Below are 15,350 nucleotides of genomic sequence, written 5' to 3' on the forward strand. Positions count from 1 at the left end.
ATATAGTGAACAAATGATGGAGTGGATCAATGAATTTGAAAGAGATTGCCGATGAACTCGTGGCTGGTTGCCGGGAAGACCGGGCCAAGGAAAACCTGTCCAAGCTGTATGCGCAGGATGCGGTGTCGGTTGAAGGGCAGGATTTTCAGGGAATGGGTCGGGAAACCAAAGGGATCGACGCCATCCGTGGCAAGCATGAGTGGTGGGAAAGCGCTCATGAAGTGTCTGGTGCGTCTGTCAGCGATCCGCTTCCTCATGGCGAAGACCGTTTTGCCGTGATTTTCGAAGTGCAGGGCAAGGTGAAGGAAACCGGCGAAGCGTTCGATATGCGCGAAGTGGGTGTCTATCACGTCGCCGACGGCAAGATCATACGGGAAGAGTTCTTCTATTGATCGACGATCCGTTTCTGGTCTTCCCTGTCTGGCCGGTGCTAGACATGCGGCGATGACTGACAGGGAGGATCGTATGGATCTGGGAATTCAAGGAAAACGCGCGCTGGTCTGTGCCAGCAGCAAAGGATTGGGTCTTGGCTGCGCCGAGGCGCTTGCCGCGGCTGGCGTGAATCTGGTGATGAACGCACGCGGCCCCGAGGTGTTGGAGGCTGAAGCCGCACGCCTTCGGTCAGAACACGCCGTCGAGGTGAAGACCGTGGCCTGCGACGTGACCACGCCTGACGGTCAGGCGCAGGTGATCGAGGCCGCGCAGGGCGTTGATATTCTTGTGACAAATGCCGGTGGACCGCCGCCCGGATCGTGGTCGGACTGGGAGCGTGATGATTTCATCAAGGCGCTGGATGCCAACATGTTGACGCCGATTGCATTCATGAAAGCCCTGCTTCCCGGAATGATGGAAAAGGGTTGGGGCCGGGTGGTGAATATCACCTCTCAATCCGTGCGTGCGCCGATTGCGGTTCTGGGCCTGTCAAACGCGGCGCGTACAGGTCTGACGGGCTATGTGGCCGGAACCTCGCGTCAGGTGGCGCCACACGGGGTGACCATCAACAACCTGCTTCCGGGCATCCACGCCACGGACCGGGCGGATTCTCTGGACAGCGGTGTGGCGGCGCAACAGGGAATTTCGATTGACGAAGCGCGTGCCAACCGTGCGGCGACGATCCCGGTCAGGCGCTATGGTTCGCGGCAGGAATTTGGTGCGACCTGTGCGTTTCTGTGTTCGCAACATGCGGGCTTCATCGTTGGCCAGAATATCCTGCTGGACGGCGGTGCGACCAACCTGACGATGTGATCATGGCGCAGGGGTTTTCGTTGAAAGATCAGTTGTTCAACGCTGAGAAAGTCCGCTTTCTCAGCGACTTGTTCTTGGACGCTGAACCGGGTTTCGACGCCTCTGCGTTTCAGTCACAGGTCATGTCGCGCCTGTCTGAACTGGAACTGAAACAGCGTATGAGCTGGATCGCGACATGCCTGCAACAGGCCGTGCCGGGCGACTTGCCGACAGTCGCCCCGGTGATTTTGCGGTCTTTGCCGCCTCCGCTGGACCCTGCCAGATCGGATGATGATTTCGGCGATTTCATTTTCGCGCCGCTGGGCGAATGGGTCGCGGCCATCGGGCTGGATCACGTCGATCTGTCTCTGGATGTGTTGGAGGAGCTGACGCAGCGGTTTTCGATGGAATGGGCCATTCGGCCTTTCCTGAACCATGCCCCGGACAAGGTGCTTGGGCGGATGCAGGACTGGTGCACCCACAGCAGCTATCACGTGCGCCGATTGGTCAGCGAGGGAACGCGGCCCCGTCTGCCATGGGGGCAGGGCATCGGCCTGGGTCTGACGGATCCGTTGCCGCTGTTGGACCGGTTGCACGGCGATCCGACCCGGTATGTGACGCGGTCGGTGGCCAACCATTTGAATGATATCACCAAGAAAGACCCGAGCCTGGTGCTGGGGCGTCTGGACAAGTGGCGCACCGAGGCGCGACAGACTGCGGCAGAGCTGGAGTGGATGACCTCTCATACGCTGCGCGGATTGGTCAAGGCCGGGCATCCAGAGGCGATGAAGATGCTGGGATATGACCCTGATGCGGATATCGCCGTGACAATTGATCTGAGTTCCGAGGCCCGTATCGGCGAAGCGCTGGAGTTTTCCGTTGATCTGACCGGGGCAGGGAAACAACCGGTTCTGGTGGATTATATTATTTATTTTCAGCGTCCTGCGGGAAAAACATCACCCAAGGTGTACAAGCTGAAACAGGCGGCTTTGAACAACGGCAGGCTCACATTGGCCAAGCGTCACAGGCTGAAGGGTGATGCCTCTACCTTCAGGCTAATCCCCGGCGCGCATCGGCTTGAGGTTCAGGTGAACGGCGTTGTCCGTGCCGGCGTGGACTTTGAGTTGTTGGGTTAGTTGGGCGCAGGAACACTCACGCTTTCGTCAGAACGACCGTGGCCGGATTGCGAATGCAAGGCCGCTGCACTAGCTGCGTACAGACACGCATGACGGGGAAGCAGCGATGAAACACGATTCGGTACGGAATTATTATGGTGAAGTCCTGCAAAGCAGTGCGGACTTGCAGACCAACGCCTGTTGCACGCCGGACGACATGCCGGATCATCTCAAGCGGATAGTGTCCAGGATTCATGACGATGTGCTGACCCGATATTACGGGTGCGGTCTGATCGCGCCTCAGGATCTCGAGGGCGTGTCGATTCTGGATCTTGGCTGTGGGGCGGGGCGCGACGTCTATGCGCTGTCTGCCATGGTTGGTGAAAAAGGCCGGGTCGTCGGTGTGGACATGACACCCGAACAACTGGACGTTGCCCGCGCGCATCAGGACTATCACGCCCAAGCCTTTGGACACGCCAAAAGCAACGTTGAATTCCATCACGGCTATATCGAGAAGCTGGAGGAACTGGATCTGGAACTCGGATCGTTCGACATCATCGTCTCGAACTGCGTCATCAACCTGGCGACCGACAAGGATGCCGTGCTGCGCGTCGCGCACCGGTTGCTGAAAGAAGGCGGCGAGATGTATTTCTCGGACGTCTATGCCGACCGCCGTGTCCCGCAGGCGATGGCCGAGGATGAGGTTCTGTATGGCGAATGTCTGTCGGGTGCATTGTACTGGAATGATTTCCTGTCGATGGCGCGCAAGGCAGGTTTCGGTGATCCGCGCCGGGTGACGCACCGCCCGCTGACCATCGAGAACCCTGCGCTGGAAGAACGTGTTGCCCCGCTCAGATTCTTGTCGGCGACCTACCGTCTGTTCAAGCTGCCGGCGCTGGAACCGGCCTGCGAGGATTACGGCCAGGCGGTGATCTACAAAGGCACTGTTCCCAACGCGCCGCATGCGTTTGTACTGGACGATCACCACGTCATCGAAACCGGCAAAGTCTTTCCGGTCTGCGGCAATACCTGGATGATGCTGCGGGACACGCGGTTTGCCCGCCACTTCGACTTTATCGGTGATTTTTCCACCCATTTCGGCATTTTCGAGGGCTGCGGCGGCGAAAGCCCGTTCGAGGCAACAGGTGAAATCGCATCATCCGGCGGTTGCTGCTGATCTCTTGCACCTGAGGGGCGGGGTTGCTATCCCCGCCCAAGCCCGATGGATTTGATCGGGAAAGGCAATGGGGTCCATCGGTGACAGGTAACGCAACTCCTCCGCGTCTGGAAATTCGCAACATTATTCGCCGGTTCGAGGGGCGGGTTGTTGTGGATGACGTTTCATTGACCGTGCAGGCCGGCAAGGTGACGTGTTTGCTGGGGCCGTCAGGTTGCGGGAAATCCACCACCCTGCGCATGATCGCCGGGGTCGAGATGCAAGACTCGGGCGAGATCTACGTCGATGGCAAACTGATCTGCGACACCGTGTTTCGGGTGCCCCCAGAGCGGCGCGAGATCGGGTTGATGTTTCAGGACTTTGCGCTGTTTCCTCATTTGAGCGTGGCCAACAACGTGGCCTTTGGCCTGAAAGGCAGCAAGGACGAAAAACGAGCCCGGGTCGAAGAGCTTTTGCGCAAAGTGGACCTGATGCGGTTCATCGACGGGTTCCCACATCAGCTGTCGGGCGGCGAGCAACAACGTGTGGCCCTAGCCCGCGCTTTGGCGCCACGGCCCCGGATCATGCTGATGGACGAGCCCTTTTCGGGCCTCGACAACCGTCTGCGCGACGGTATTCGGGATGAGACGCTGTCCATTCTCAAGGAAGAGGATGCGGCCGTTCTGCTGGTTACGCATGAACCGGAAGAGGCGATGCGGATGGCGGATGAGATCGCGCTGATGCGGCGCGGCAAGATCGTCCAGCAGGGCGCGCCATACAATGTCTATACCCGGCCGGCGGACAAGGCGGCCGTGGCCTTTTTCAGTGATGTCAACGTGTTGCGGGCGCAGGTGAACGGAGCGCTGGCAGACACGCCGTTCGGCCAGTTTCTGGCGCCGGGTATTCCGGATGGAACGGATGTCGAGATCGTATTTCGCCCCCAGCATGTCAAACTGGATTTCGACCGCAACGGCAAGGGCCCGCTGCCGACCGCAACTGATGGCGTTGCCGCGCGGGGCGTGGTCGAGCGTGCGCGTTTTCTGGGAAACGAAAGCCTGGTCGAGTTTCGCATGGACTACGACGGCTCGATCCTCAGGGCGACGGTCCCCAATGTCTTTGTGCCCAATCCGGGCCGTGTCATGTGGCTGACCATTCGTCGCGACAAATGTTTCGTTTTCCCCGAGACGCAGAGTTAACCTCGCGATTTCCGTGCAAGTGGTGCGCGAAAGCCTCAGATTGCAGGGTCGCGTCGCTTGCCGCATCGCGGGGCTGGGTCTATCAAGGGCCAAACGCGGGGGTAAATCGGGCACATGCGTATTCTTCTGACCAATGATGACGGGATCAACGCTCCGGGCTTGATCACGCTGGAGGCGATCGCTGCCGAACTGGCAGGTCCGGATGGTGAGGTCTGGGTGGTCGCGCCCGCCTTTGAACAATCGGGTGTCGGGCATTGCATCAGCTATACCCATCCCACGATGATCGCCAAGTTGGGAGAACGGCGTTATGCGGCGGAAGGGTCGCCTGCGGATTGTGTGTTGGCGGGGCTGCATGACGTGATGTCAGACTGCCCGCCAGATCTGGTCCTGTCCGGCGTGAACCGGGGCAACAACTCGGCCGAGAACACGCTTTATTCGGGCACTATCGGCGGAGCGATGGAAGCGGCGCTGCAGGGGGTACCTGCGATTGCTCTGTCACAGTATTTCGGCCCGCGAAATCTGGGGCTGGACGACCCGTTCGAGGCTGCCGCGCGGTTCGGGGCCGATCTGGTCCGGCGTATTTTGGATGCAACCCCGGTCGAGCAGGGCGATTACCGCTTGTTTTACAACGTGAACTTCCCACCTGTCCCGGCAGATGAAGTGCGCGGTACGCGCGTTGCCGCGCAGGGTTTCCGGCGCGACACGCATTTTTCGGTCGAGCCGCACAGCTCGCCCTCGGGGCGGCGGTTCCTGTGGATCAAGGGTGGCTATCAGCATAACCCGACTGCGCCGGGAACGGATGCTGCGGTCAATCTGGAAGGCTATATCTCGGTTACGCCGATGCGTGCCGACTTGACCGCATATGACATGCTGGAGGCATTGAAGGCGGTCGAATGAGCGGACTGGACCCGGAAACCGTGATGCAGTTCCTGTTTGCCCTGCGCAAACGGGGGGTCACGGATGCGCGCGTTCTGGAGGCAATGGAACAGGTTGATCGGGGCCGCTTTGTCACCGGCCTGTTCGCAGATCGCGCTTACGAGGACATGCCATTGCCGATCTCCTGCGGTCAGACGATCAGTCAGCCGTCGGTCGTTGGTCTCATGACGCAGGCGCTGGACGTTCGGCCGCGCGATACCGTGCTCGAGATCGGAACCGGGTCAGGTTACCAGGCCGCAATCCTGTCGAAACTGGCGCGCAGGGTCTATACGGTTGAACGCCATCGGCGGCTGGTCAGCGAGACAGGGAAGCTTTTTGCCGATCTGGGGCTTACGAATATCACGGCCATGTTGTCGGATGGATCCTTTGGCTTGCCGGAACAGGCTCCGTTTGATCGGATCATCGTGACGGCCGCGGCCGAAGACCCTCCGGGACCGCTCTTGGCGCAGCTGAAAATCGGGGGTATTATGGTTTTACCCGTGGGTCAGTCGGACACGGTGCAGCAGTTGATCAAAGTAACGCGCACCGAGGCCGGTCTGGACTATGAAGAATTGACGTCGGTCCGTTTCGTGCCTCTGCTTGAGGGGCTTGGCAAGGACGAGGCGTAACAGGCTTGATAAATTGGTCGTCGAAACCCCGGACAACAGGGGCAGGCGTTGAGGACAGAAATATGAGTGCAGTATCCAAATCAGCTATGCGTCGCTGCGCGACCGGAGTGGCCGCTCTGGCCATTCTGGCTGGGTGTGAAGGGCCACTGGATTATGACCTGCGCGGTCAGGTCGGCGGATTTTCGACCACTGATGCAGTGCAGTCGGCAACGACGTCGCGCCCGTCGCCCGACAGCCGGGGGGTGATAACCTATCCGAACTACCAAGTTGTCGTGGCCCGACGCGGCGACACGGTGCGCGATGTGGCCGCGCGTGTCGGCCTGCCCGAGGGTGAGCTGTCTCGGTTCAACGGCCTTCAGACAACCGACACCCTGCGAGAGGGCGAAGTTCTCGCCTTGCCGCGTTCGGTAGGTGCAGGCAGTGGCGTAGATATCGCATCAGTTGCCGGAGCCGCCATTGATCAGGCCCCTGAAACGGGGGGCGTCCGGACAACGACGCTGGAGCCTGCCAAGCCAGCCCCGGCGCCCGTCGCAAGCGGGCCGGAACCTGTCCGCCACAAGGTCAAGCGCGGCGAAACGGCTTACACGATCTCGCGCCTCTATCAGGTGCCGGTGGAATCGCTGGCGGAATGGAACGGCCTGGGGTCCGACTTCACCGTGCGTGAAGGTCAGTTTCTGTTGATCCCGGTCAAGAACCAGTCCGCGCCACGTCAAAGCGCTGCTGCAGCGGCACCGGTTGCGGCCACCGAGGTAACGGAGCCGGGGCAGGGGTCGCCGACGCCGACGCCTCCAAGTGCCACGCAGCCCTTGCCCGACGAAAAGGTCGCGCCGCGCGCTGAAGCCCCTGATGTGACGGCCGAAGCCCCGACAAACACGCGATCTACGGCCCTGTCCCTGCCGGTCAGCGGCACCATCATCCGCGGCTATGAAAAGGGCAAGAACGAAGGTATCGACATCGCTGCGGCCCCCGGCACAGCCGTCACCGCGGCTGAGGCCGGAACCGTAGCGGCGATTACCGCAGACGCGGATCAGGTGCCGATCATCGTGGTCAAACACAATAATGATCTGCTGACGGTCTATGCCAATGTTGATGAGATCACCGTCAAGAAAGGGGATCGTGTACGCCGTGGACAAAAGCTGGCGCAGTTGAGGGGCGGGGACGATGCCTATGTGCATTTCGAGGTGCGCAAGGGGTTTGAATCGGTGGATCCGGACCCCTACCTGAAGTGAGGGTGTATGGCCCTTTCGGGCCATGCCTCCGGCGGGAGTATTTTTGAAAAGATGAAGTGTGTCAGGCGTTTGGGTGGTAGTCGCTCAGGCGTTTGCCGGGTTCGTCCGCGAAGATCTCTGGCAGCGGCGAGACGGATTCGATCAGGTCGATGCGGAAGACGCGGAAGCCGTTGCGCAATTCGCACCATGCGGTAAGTGTCCAGACCCGTCCCCAGTATTCCATATGCAAGGGGCGGATGGTGCGTTCAGTCAGAACGCCGTCAATACGGCGGTAGGACAGCCGAAGCTTTTGGCGTGATTTGATGGCCGCGCGGATCGGAGCCATATGTGCAAGCCCGCGGGCTGCATCTGCAAAAGGGTAGACCGCGAATTTCCAGCTATCGGCTTCGGCCACAACCTGTGTGGGCAGAACGGCGTCGATCTTGTCTGCCAGAGAGTTCGCGGCGGCTTTCAGGTCTGGATCTGCGGCTTCGGCCACGATCGCCATGCCGAGGTTCAGGGCCTCAAGCTCGGCCGGGGTCAGATTCAGCGGCGGCAGGGTGATCTGCTCGCGCACCATGTACCCCACGCCGCGCTCTCCTTCGACCGGAACGCCCGAGGCGACCAGCGTGTCCATGTCGCGATAGATGGTACGGACCGACACTTCCAGCCGGTCCGCGATGTCCTGCGCGCGGTGCAGTTTGCCGTCGCGCAGGATCTGGATGATATCGAACAGGCGGTCAGTTCGGCGCATGACACGCCGTCCGGACCGCGCCTAGGCAGTCATGTTCCATAATACAGCCTCATGGCGCATCTGAACGCTTTCAGGGTTGATGGCTGCCATCATGCCTGCTGCACATTCCTGTTGCGGGAACTGTGCCGCAGCGTCCTGCGCGGCCTTCATGTCCGTCCAGACGACATAGTCCGTCCAGCTGCCGTCTGCGCCCTGGCTGAGCCGTCGGTGGGCAAAGCCGGGTGCGCTGCGAACAAAGGCTTCGGATGCCTTGCTGAGCTTTACGAACTCTTCAGGGGTGGTGCCGTTGGCAAGAGTGAAGGTGACGATTTCAGCAACATGGGTCATGTGAGTCTCCGTTGACCAGGTTTCGATGCCATCGTTCTAGCCACTTCCAACTGACATAAACCTGTCAGTTGGAAAATGCGAGCCCATAGTTTTTTGCAGATGAGGTCAATTTTCGCCCTCAATCTGTGCCGGATCCCTTTTGGGACGGGGCCTGGGGGCGTAAACACGCACCCAGTTCATATTCCCGGCGCACAAGGGCGCCGATGAAAAAGGAGAAATGAGATGCTGAACAATATTGGCCTTCCCGGTCTTCTGCTGATCGCCGTTGTGGTTCTGGTTCTGTTTGGTCGCGGCAAGATCAGCTCGCTGATGGGCGAAGTCGGCAAAGGCATCACCGCGTTCAAGAAGGGCGTGAAGGACGGTTCGGAAGAACTGGAACAGGACGCGTCGGAACTGGCCAAGGACGTCACGCCTGAAACCGAGAAAGACAAGGCGTAAGCGCAGATGTTTGATCTGGGCTGGACCGAACTTCTGGTCATCGGCATTGTCGCCCTGATCGTCGTCGGGCCGAAGGACCTGCCGGTTTTGTTCCGCAATGTCGGGCGGTTTGTCGGCAAGGCCCGTGGCATGGCACGCGAATTCAGCAGCGCCATGAACGAGGCTGCCGATCAGGCCGGTGTGAACGAGATCAAGAAAGGTCTCAACGCCGCCGCGAATCCTGTTGGCTCGGCCATGGACGGCGTGAAACAAGCCGCGCAGGATATGGCAAAAAGCATGGATCCCACCAAGTTCGATCCTGACAGCGAAACCGGCAAACTGGCAGCCGAGCGAGCCGAACAGGCCAAGAAAATTCAGGCCTCAACGGCCCGCGCTGCCGCCGAGCGCAAGGCCAAGGAAGCTGCCGAGGCCCTGGCCAAGGCCGAAGAAGCCGAAGCGGCGCTGAAGACTGAAGGCGAAACATGACCAAGACCGACGAGATCGAAGATACCTCGGCCCCATTGATCGAGCACCTGGCCGAGCTGCGTACGCGGTTGATCCACTGCGTCGTGGCTTTTCTGGTCGGGATGATCATCTGCTTTACGGTGGCCACGCCGATCTTCAATTTTCTAACCAACCCTTTGTGTGAGGTCCTGACCGAGCGCGGACAGGATTGCGGCCTGATCTTCATCTCGCCGCAGGAAGGGTTCTTTGTCGCGATCAAGGTTTCGCTTTTGGGGGGCTTCATTCTGGCGTTTCCCTATATCGGGATGCAGATGTGGCGCTTTGTGGCTCCGGGCCTCTACAAGTCGGAAAAGAATGCGTTTCTGCCCTTCATGCTGGCCTCGCCCTTCATGTTCCTTCTGGGCGCCAGCTTTGCCTTCTACGTCGTCACGCCTCTGGCCTATGACTTCTTCCTTGGGTTCCAGCAATTCGGCGCTGAAGGCGAAGCCGTGGCCGATGGCGCGACGGCGGCACCGCTGAGCGTGGTGTTTCAGGGTTCGGCACAGGAATACCTGAACCTGACAATCAAGTTCATCGTGGCCTTTGGGCTGTGCTTCCAATTGCCGGTTCTTCTGACCCTGATGGGCAAGGCAGGGCTGGTCAGCGCCGAGGGGCTGGGGGCCGTTCGCAAATATGCGGTGGTCGGCATTCTGGTGCTGGCGGCGATCGTGACGCCTCCTGACGTGATCACGCAGATTATCCTTTTTGTCGTGGTCTATGGCCTCTACGAGATTTCGATCTTCCTGGTGGCCCGGGTTGAAAAGAAGCGGGAAGAGCAGTTGCGGGCCGACGGCTACTACGATGATGAAGAAGCCGAAGCGGACGAAGATCTGATGCGGGAATTCGAAGACGACAAGTAACCTGCTGAAACAACAGTCGAGGCGCGCCCCGTTCGGGCGCGCCTTTTTCGTTCGCGGGCCTTGTTGCGCCAATCAGAACGTGCTTTGAACCGATCCGTATCTGACCGGAGGAGCCGATGGACGACCAAGCCCTGAACCGTATTGCTGCCGCGTTGGAGCGCATGGCGCCGGCGCCTTTGGCCACACCGGATTTCAATGCGGCCCCGGCCTTTGTCTGGCATGTGGAACCGGAACGCCTGGAACCGGTCGAACAGGTCAATCGCGTCGATCTGGATCTGCTGGTCGGCATCAATCGGTCGCGCGACACGTTACTTGACAACACCCGCCGCTTCGCCGCCGGCTACAAGGCAAACAATGCACTGTTGTGGGGCGCGCGCGGGATGGGCAAATCCAGCCTTGTAAAGGCCGTCCACGGCACGCTGAGTGCAGATCATCCTGACCTGAAGCTTGTGGAGCTACAGCGCGAGGATATGGCCTCGGTCGCGCGTCTGCTGAACCACCTGCGCGCGGCGCCTTATCGGTTCATCCTGTTTTGCGACGACCTCTCGTTCAGTCACGATGACCAGCACTACAAATCGCTCAAGGCCGTTCTGGATGGCGGTATTGAAGGTCGCCCGGAAAACGTGGTGTTCTACGCGACCTCGAACCGCCGTCACCTGATGCCGCGGGACATGATTGAAAACGAACGTTCCAGCGCCATCAACCCGTCAGAGGCGGTCGAGGAAAAGGTTTCACTGTCCGACCGCTTCGGTCTGTGGCTGGGATTCCACCCCTGCGATCAGGACGAATATCTTGCCATGATCGACCGCTATTGTGCCGCCTATGGCGTTTCGGTCGATGCCGAAATCCTGCGTGCCGAAGCAATCGAATGGCAGGCCACGCGCGGATCGCGTTCAGGCCGTGTCGCGTGGCAGTTCTTCGTCGATCTGGCCGGGCGCAACGGCGTTCATATCGTCTGATTCCAGCTTCATCTGGCTCAAAATATCCCCGCCGGAGGCATGGCCCGTCAGGGCCATTTCCTAAAGCAGCGCCAGTATCCGGGCGGCCTCATCAGCCGTGCTCGTCAGTGCATCGCGATCTTCGCCCGGGTGGAACCGGGCACGCACGGCGGTCGGCATCGGTGCGGGTTCCACGATCGAAACGCGCGGACCGGTGCGTTCGGTCTCGGCCGCCCAACTGCGGGCCAGGGCCATTTGCGCGGCCTTGGTGGCTCCGTAGATGCCATAGAATTTCTGACCGGCCTTCGGGTCATCAAAAAACACCGCGTGGCCGTTTTCACCCAGCAGGGGCGAGACATATGGGATCAGAACCGAGGTTGCGTTTGCATTCGTGTTGACTGCCTTGGTCCATTCCTTGGGGTCGACGAAATGTACCGGCGTCAGCGCCGAGGTGTGAATGGCCGTATGCAGCCACAAATCCACCTTGCCCCACCGGTCATGGATCCCGCGGCACAGGGTTGCCATCGCGTTCGGATCGGTGATGTCCATCGGTGCCAGCGTGGCAGAGCCACCCTTGGCCTTGATGCGATCGTCCAGTTCTTCCAGCCCGCCAGTGGTCCGGGCGACGGCGACGATGTGGTATTCGGGCGCCAGCGCTTCGGCCAGGGCAGCGCCCAACCCGCGCGAGGCCCCGGTTATCAGGGCGATTTTGGTCGTATCGGTCATGCCTGCGGTTTGAACCCCCGCGCGCGGGGCGTCAAGATGTGATCAGCCGCCGGGGATGGCGATACGCCGGGTCTGGCCGCTTTGTCGCAGCATTATGCCATGCTCATCAATCGCGACAATTGTGCCCGAGGCAACGCGGCTTCCGGGTTTTACTTCTTTCACGCGGCCTGATGACAGTCGCATCAGGGCGCGCATATCCGCTTTCGGCCCGAATACGCCCAGAACCGAGACGGAATTCTTCTTCAGCGCGCCCCGCTGTGTGGCCGCGCTTTGGACTTTGGCATTTGACATGATCTGCGGACCGGGACGTGGCCCGGACCCCTTCTTGCGTGAGTGGTCGCGGCCGGATAGCAAAACGCTCAAGCGAACAAAAGCGCTGCAAGGACAGGTGTCATCACGATTTGGCGCCCTTGAAAAAAGCCCTTGTGATTGCGCGGAATTCGCCGACTGGTTGTGGCAAATTTCCACTCATCCACATCACATGACAGCAATCAGGCCGGCCGAAAGCTGTTGGCTGGCCGGGATGTTCCGCCGTTTTGATTCGCTTTTCAGAACGGAAAACTGACTGTGTCAGTCCCGTTTCGTCCGCTCAGCCCGAGGCCAGTTTCGCCGCATTCCAGGACCCGCCCGGAACCTGCATGTCGGCGCGCTTCTGGCTGACACGGCTGCTGTTCTCAAGATTGTCCAGATAGTCTTCGCTGACGCTGCCCGTGATGTATTTGCCGTCGAAACAGGAACAGTCGAAGGCTTCGATTTCGGGATTGCCCTCCTTGGCGGCCCAGATCAGATCTTCCAGGTGCTGATAGAACAGGGCGTCGGCACCCAGTTCTTCGCGGATCTCCTCGATTTCCTTGCCGTTCGCGATCAGTTCGGCCTTGGTGGGCATGTCTATACCGTAGACATTGGGGTATTTCACCGGCGGCGAGGCGCTGGCGACATAGACTTTCTTGGCCCCGGCATCGCGGCACATCTGAACGATCTTCTTGATGGTGTTGCCCCGTACGATGGAATCGTCGATCAGCAGAACACTGTGGCCGTCGAATTCCAGCGGCACGGCATTCAGCTTGCGGCGGACGGATTTCTGCCGTTCCGCCTGACCCGGCATGATGAACGTACGCCCGACATAGCGGTTTTTCACCAGCCCTTCGCGATAGGGGATGCCGGTGATCTTTGCGGCTTCCAGGGCCACGGGGCGGGCGCTGTCGGGCACCGGGATGATCCGATCTATTTCCAGCCCTGAATCCTGAATCTGTTTCGCCAGCGTCTGGCCCATGCGCATCTGCGTCTTGTAGACCGAAACACCGTCCAGCAAAGAATCCGGGCGCGCCAGGTAGACATACTCGAATATGCAGGGCGTCAGCTTGCCTTCGACCGCCTGAAACTCGTGCATGTTGCCGTCCAGATCGATCAGGATCGCCTCACCCGGGCGAAGATCACGCAGCTTTTCAAAGCCGTTGATGCCAAAGGCCACGTCTTCCGAGGCAAAGGCATAATCATCACCGTCCCCGTCCACTTCGCGTTTGGCGACCGAAAGTGGGCGAATGCCAAACGGATCGCGGAAGGCCAACATACCGACACCCGCGACCAGACAGATCACGGAATAGGCGCCCTGAACGCGTTCCATCGTCATCTTCACACCGGCAAACAGATTGCGGATGGGTTCGCCGTTGCCATTCACCTTGATCGCGTCCGCCACTTTGTCGGCCAGGACGTTCAGAAGGATTTCAGAGTCTGACGTGGTGCGCAGGTGACGGCTGTATTTGCCGGTAACCTTTTCGCGCTGCTCAGCAGTGTTGGTGATGTTGCCGTTGTGAACCAGATAGATGCCGTAAGGGGCGTTCACGAAAAAAGGCTGCGCTTCGGCCGCGCTGAGGGACCCCGCCGTCGGATAGCGCACATGCCCCATGCCCACACGACCCAACAAGGTTTCTGCATCCTGGGCGTTGAACACATCCTTGACCAGACCGTTGGCCTTCTTTTCGCGGAAGAACTCGCCGTTGTAGGTCACAATCCCTGAGGCATCCTGACCCCGGTGCTGCAACATCAGCAGCCCGTCATAGATTTCGGCAAACACATCATGTGTCCGGCTTGCGATTCCCAAAATCCCACACATTTACGGGGCTCCAACTTCTATGACGATTTGACCTGAGGGTTGACCGCCGTTCGGCTTCGGATCCTCTGCACGGCGCGTGCTGTCAGTTTGGTGGCAGGCGAAAACGACGCCATTAGGGCGACCATCACAACGACCAGCGCGCATTCGAACAGAAAGAACAAGATCGGTGGCTCCGATTCCGTGGCGGGTTGGCCTCCACATAATGCCTAATGGCGTGGCTGTCATCAAAGGATCACACTCACCTATTGCCGCAGGTCAGGATTTCGCAGATCGGGGCAAGTTCACGAAGGAGATGACATGTGCAATCATATGTGCTGTCATGCCAATTAATATGTGCAAATCAGGATGGGTGAAGCACGCAAAGGGCCGGAATGTGGCAACATAAACCTCAAAAGAAGCAGGAGCGGATTAAACAACGGTGCCACAGGTGCCGGGGAATGGGCCGGGCGCCCTGTCAGATCTGCAACGGGGCAGGCGAAGTTGTCAAAAGCCGGGATATTCTTGGAAAACCGATTTCCAGCCGGTGCGATGGGTGTTTTGGGTTGAAAACGATCCGCTGCACGGTTTGTGGCGGGGAAGGGTACGTTTGAATAGAAAAAGCCCGGACAGTGCCGGGCTTTCATCATGCAATGCACCTTGAGTTTACCCGTCAGCTGGTGCCGTGGTTTCGGGTTGTTCGTTTCCTGCCGTGCAGCTGGCAACCAGTTCCTCGTATTGTGCAGTCACCCAACCCAGAGCGGCTTCGGGGTTTTGCTCTTCAATCTGACTGCTGAACTGCTCGAACACCTTGGCCGAACGGCTTTCGTCAACGATTGTATAGGACTGGCCAGTCATGACCGTGTCATAGACAAAGAAGGCGATTGCAACCAGCAGAATACCGCGCGCGATGCCGAAGAACAGCCCCAGCGCCTGATCCAGGCCACCCAAAGCCGAGCGCTGCACCAGCGATGAAAACAGCGGTGTGAAGATGCTGACCACAATCAAAGCCAAGGCAAAGACGGCTGCAAAGCCGGTGATCACCGAAAGTTCACAGCTGTCGCGCAGGAAATCTCCGACCACCGGGATTTCTTTGACCAGCGGTACAGCCTGTGGCGCAAAGATGAATGCCAGAACGGCCGCCGCGACCCAGCCTGCAATGGCCAGAACTTCGCGCATGAAGCCACGTGAGTAGGCCAGCAAGCCCGACAGCACGATGATCAGGGCGACGACCCCGTCAATTATTGTAAAACCTTCCATGGCCCTCGCCTGTTCTTTTTCTGCCCCTCGGG

At 59.6% G+C, this 15,350-nt stretch carries 18 protein-coding genes; 12 read left to right on the forward strand and 6 right to left on the reverse strand.

The genetic code is table 11. The annotated features are described in order from the left end of the window. The first annotated feature begins 29 nt into the window (after positions 1-29). From GOW60_RS03155 to GOW60_RS03190, 8 genes are all read left to right on the forward strand, one after another. A complete protein-coding gene (locus tag GOW60_RS03155) occupies positions 30-392 on the forward strand; it encodes a nuclear transport factor 2 family protein (protein ID WP_171115594.1) in 363 nt (120 codons plus the stop codon). Positions 393-465: 73 nt separating this feature from the next. Further along, positions 466-1,245, forward strand: a complete 780-nt coding sequence (locus tag GOW60_RS03160) for an SDR family oxidoreductase (protein WP_171228188.1) — start codon at positions 466-468, stop codon at positions 1,243-1,245. A gap of 2 nt (positions 1,246-1,247) precedes the next feature. Beyond that, the gene (locus GOW60_RS03165; RefSeq protein WP_171228189.1) at positions 1,248-2,360 is read left to right on the forward strand and encodes a hypothetical protein; all 1,113 of its coding nucleotides are present in this window, start codon (positions 1,248-1,250) and stop codon (positions 2,358-2,360) included. Positions 2,361-2,466: 106 nt separating this feature from the next. After that, positions 2,467-3,516, forward strand: coding sequence for a methyltransferase domain-containing protein (locus GOW60_RS03170; protein WP_171228190.1), 1,050 nt, complete (start codon positions 2,467-2,469; stop codon positions 3,514-3,516). Positions 3,517-3,596: 80 nt separating this feature from the next. Continuing rightward, a complete protein-coding gene (locus GOW60_RS03175; RefSeq protein ID WP_171228191.1) occupies positions 3,597-4,691 on the forward strand; it encodes an ABC transporter ATP-binding protein in 1,095 nt (364 codons plus the stop codon). A gap of 114 nt (positions 4,692-4,805) precedes the next feature. Then, complete coding sequence (gene surE, locus GOW60_RS03180; protein WP_171228192.1) at positions 4,806-5,588, forward strand: 5'/3'-nucleotidase SurE; 783 nt, start codon at positions 4,806-4,808, stop codon at positions 5,586-5,588. Further along, entirely contained in the window at positions 5,585-6,235 is a 651-nt protein-coding gene (locus GOW60_RS03185; protein WP_152458180.1) for a protein-L-isoaspartate(D-aspartate) O-methyltransferase, read from the forward strand. Before surE ends, GOW60_RS03185 begins: the two co-directional genes overlap by 4 nt. A 62-nt stretch (positions 6,236-6,297) precedes the next feature. Further along, entirely contained in the window at positions 6,298-7,464 is a 1,167-nt protein-coding gene (locus tag GOW60_RS03190) for a peptidoglycan DD-metalloendopeptidase family protein (RefSeq protein ID WP_171228193.1), read from the forward strand. 61 nt (positions 7,465-7,525) lie between these two features. Here the strand turns inward: GOW60_RS03190 and GOW60_RS03195 are convergent, their stop codons facing one another. Next, positions 7,526-8,197, reverse strand: coding sequence for a YafY family protein (locus GOW60_RS03195; RefSeq protein WP_171228194.1), 672 nt, complete (start codon positions 8,195-8,197; stop codon positions 7,526-7,528). A gap of 21 nt (positions 8,198-8,218) precedes the next feature. Beyond that, positions 8,219-8,524, reverse strand: coding sequence for a hypothetical protein (locus GOW60_RS03200; protein WP_171228195.1), 306 nt, complete (start codon positions 8,522-8,524; stop codon positions 8,219-8,221). 222 nt (positions 8,525-8,746) lie between these two features. Here GOW60_RS03200 and GOW60_RS03205 point away from each other — a divergent pair, with 222 nt between their 5' ends. From GOW60_RS03205 to GOW60_RS03220, 4 genes are all read left to right on the forward strand, one after another. Next, complete coding sequence (locus GOW60_RS03205) at positions 8,747-8,962, forward strand: twin-arginine translocase TatA/TatE family subunit (protein ID WP_152458176.1); 216 nt, start codon at positions 8,747-8,749, stop codon at positions 8,960-8,962. Positions 8,963-8,968: 6 nt separating this feature from the next. Then, positions 8,969-9,427, forward strand: a complete 459-nt coding sequence (tatB, locus tag GOW60_RS03210; RefSeq protein ID WP_152458175.1) for a Sec-independent protein translocase protein TatB — start codon at positions 8,969-8,971, stop codon at positions 9,425-9,427. Further along, complete coding sequence (tatC, locus tag GOW60_RS03215) at positions 9,424-10,305, forward strand: twin-arginine translocase subunit TatC (protein ID WP_171228196.1); 882 nt, start codon at positions 9,424-9,426, stop codon at positions 10,303-10,305. Before tatB ends, tatC begins: the two co-directional genes overlap by 4 nt. Before the next feature lie 116 nt (positions 10,306-10,421). After that, positions 10,422-11,264: an ATP-binding protein gene (locus GOW60_RS03220; RefSeq protein ID WP_171228197.1), complete on the forward strand. Its 843-nt coding sequence runs from the start codon at positions 10,422-10,424 to the stop codon at positions 11,262-11,264. A 60-nt stretch (positions 11,265-11,324) separates the two neighbouring features. Here the strand turns inward: GOW60_RS03220 and GOW60_RS03225 are convergent, their stop codons facing one another. The 4 genes from GOW60_RS03225 to GOW60_RS03240 all read right to left on the reverse strand — a co-directional run bounded on the left by GOW60_RS03225 (position 11,325) and on the right by GOW60_RS03240 (position 15,318). After that, positions 11,325-11,969, reverse strand: a complete 645-nt coding sequence (locus tag GOW60_RS03225) for an SDR family oxidoreductase (protein WP_171228198.1) — start codon at positions 11,967-11,969, stop codon at positions 11,325-11,327. A gap of 42 nt (positions 11,970-12,011) precedes the next feature. Continuing rightward, positions 12,012-12,260, reverse strand: coding sequence for a hypothetical protein (locus GOW60_RS03230; RefSeq protein ID WP_171228199.1), 249 nt, complete (start codon positions 12,258-12,260; stop codon positions 12,012-12,014). Between the two features lie 298 nt (positions 12,261-12,558). After that, positions 12,559-14,082, reverse strand: a complete 1,524-nt coding sequence (gene purF / locus GOW60_RS03235) for an amidophosphoribosyltransferase (RefSeq protein WP_171228200.1) — start codon at positions 14,080-14,082, stop codon at positions 12,559-12,561. A 642-nt stretch (positions 14,083-14,724) separates the two neighbouring features. Then, positions 14,725-15,318, reverse strand: a complete 594-nt coding sequence (locus GOW60_RS03240) for a CvpA family protein (protein WP_152458169.1) — start codon at positions 15,316-15,318, stop codon at positions 14,725-14,727. Positions 15,319-15,350 lie beyond the last annotated feature (32 nt).

Origin of the sequence: Ruegeria sp. HKCCA4008, assembly GCF_013033125.1 — a bacterium.
Lineage (GTDB): Bacteria > Pseudomonadota > Alphaproteobacteria > Rhodobacterales > Rhodobacteraceae > Ruegeria.

Excerpts from the sequence above, each read along its gene's own strand:
- GOW60_RS03155 (WP_171115594.1), top strand. The coding sequence starts at position 30 with ATGAATTTGAAAGAGATTGCCGATGAACTCGTGGCTGGTTGCCGGGAA.
- GOW60_RS03160 (WP_171228188.1), top strand. The coding sequence starts at position 466 with ATGGATCTGGGAATTCAAGGAAAACGCGCGCTGGTCTGTGCCAGCAGC.
- GOW60_RS03165 (WP_171228189.1), top strand. The coding sequence starts at position 1,248 with ATGGCGCAGGGGTTTTCGTTGAAAGATCAGTTGTTCAACGCTGAGAAA.
- GOW60_RS03170 (WP_171228190.1), top strand. The coding sequence starts at position 2,467 with ATGAAACACGATTCGGTACGGAATTATTATGGTGAAGTCCTGCAAAGC.
- surE (WP_171228192.1), top strand. The coding sequence starts at position 4,806 with ATGCGTATTCTTCTGACCAATGATGACGGGATCAACGCTCCGGGCTTG.
- GOW60_RS03185 (WP_152458180.1), top strand. The coding sequence starts at position 5,585 with ATGAGCGGACTGGACCCGGAAACCGTGATGCAGTTCCTGTTTGCCCTG.
- GOW60_RS03190 (WP_171228193.1), top strand. The coding sequence starts at position 6,298 with ATGAGTGCAGTATCCAAATCAGCTATGCGTCGCTGCGCGACCGGAGTG.
- GOW60_RS03195 (WP_171228194.1), bottom strand. The coding sequence starts at position 8,197 with ATGCGCCGAACTGACCGCCTGTTCGATATCATCCAGATCCTGCGCGAC.
- GOW60_RS03200 (WP_171228195.1), bottom strand. The coding sequence starts at position 8,524 with ATGACCCATGTTGCTGAAATCGTCACCTTCACTCTTGCCAACGGCACC.
- GOW60_RS03205 (WP_152458176.1), top strand. The coding sequence starts at position 8,747 with ATGCTGAACAATATTGGCCTTCCCGGTCTTCTGCTGATCGCCGTTGTG.
- tatB (WP_152458175.1), top strand. The coding sequence starts at position 8,969 with ATGTTTGATCTGGGCTGGACCGAACTTCTGGTCATCGGCATTGTCGCC.
- tatC (WP_171228196.1), top strand. The coding sequence starts at position 9,424 with ATGACCAAGACCGACGAGATCGAAGATACCTCGGCCCCATTGATCGAG.
- GOW60_RS03220 (WP_171228197.1), top strand. The coding sequence starts at position 10,422 with ATGGACGACCAAGCCCTGAACCGTATTGCTGCCGCGTTGGAGCGCATG.
- GOW60_RS03225 (WP_171228198.1), bottom strand. The coding sequence starts at position 11,969 with ATGACCGATACGACCAAAATCGCCCTGATAACCGGGGCCTCGCGCGGG.
- GOW60_RS03230 (WP_171228199.1), bottom strand. The coding sequence starts at position 12,260 with ATGTCAAATGCCAAAGTCCAAAGCGCGGCCACACAGCGGGGCGCGCTG.
- purF (WP_171228200.1), bottom strand. The coding sequence starts at position 14,082 with ATGTGTGGGATTTTGGGAATCGCAAGCCGGACACATGATGTGTTTGCC.
- GOW60_RS03240 (WP_152458169.1), bottom strand. The coding sequence starts at position 15,318 with ATGGAAGGTTTTACAATAATTGACGGGGTCGTCGCCCTGATCATCGTG.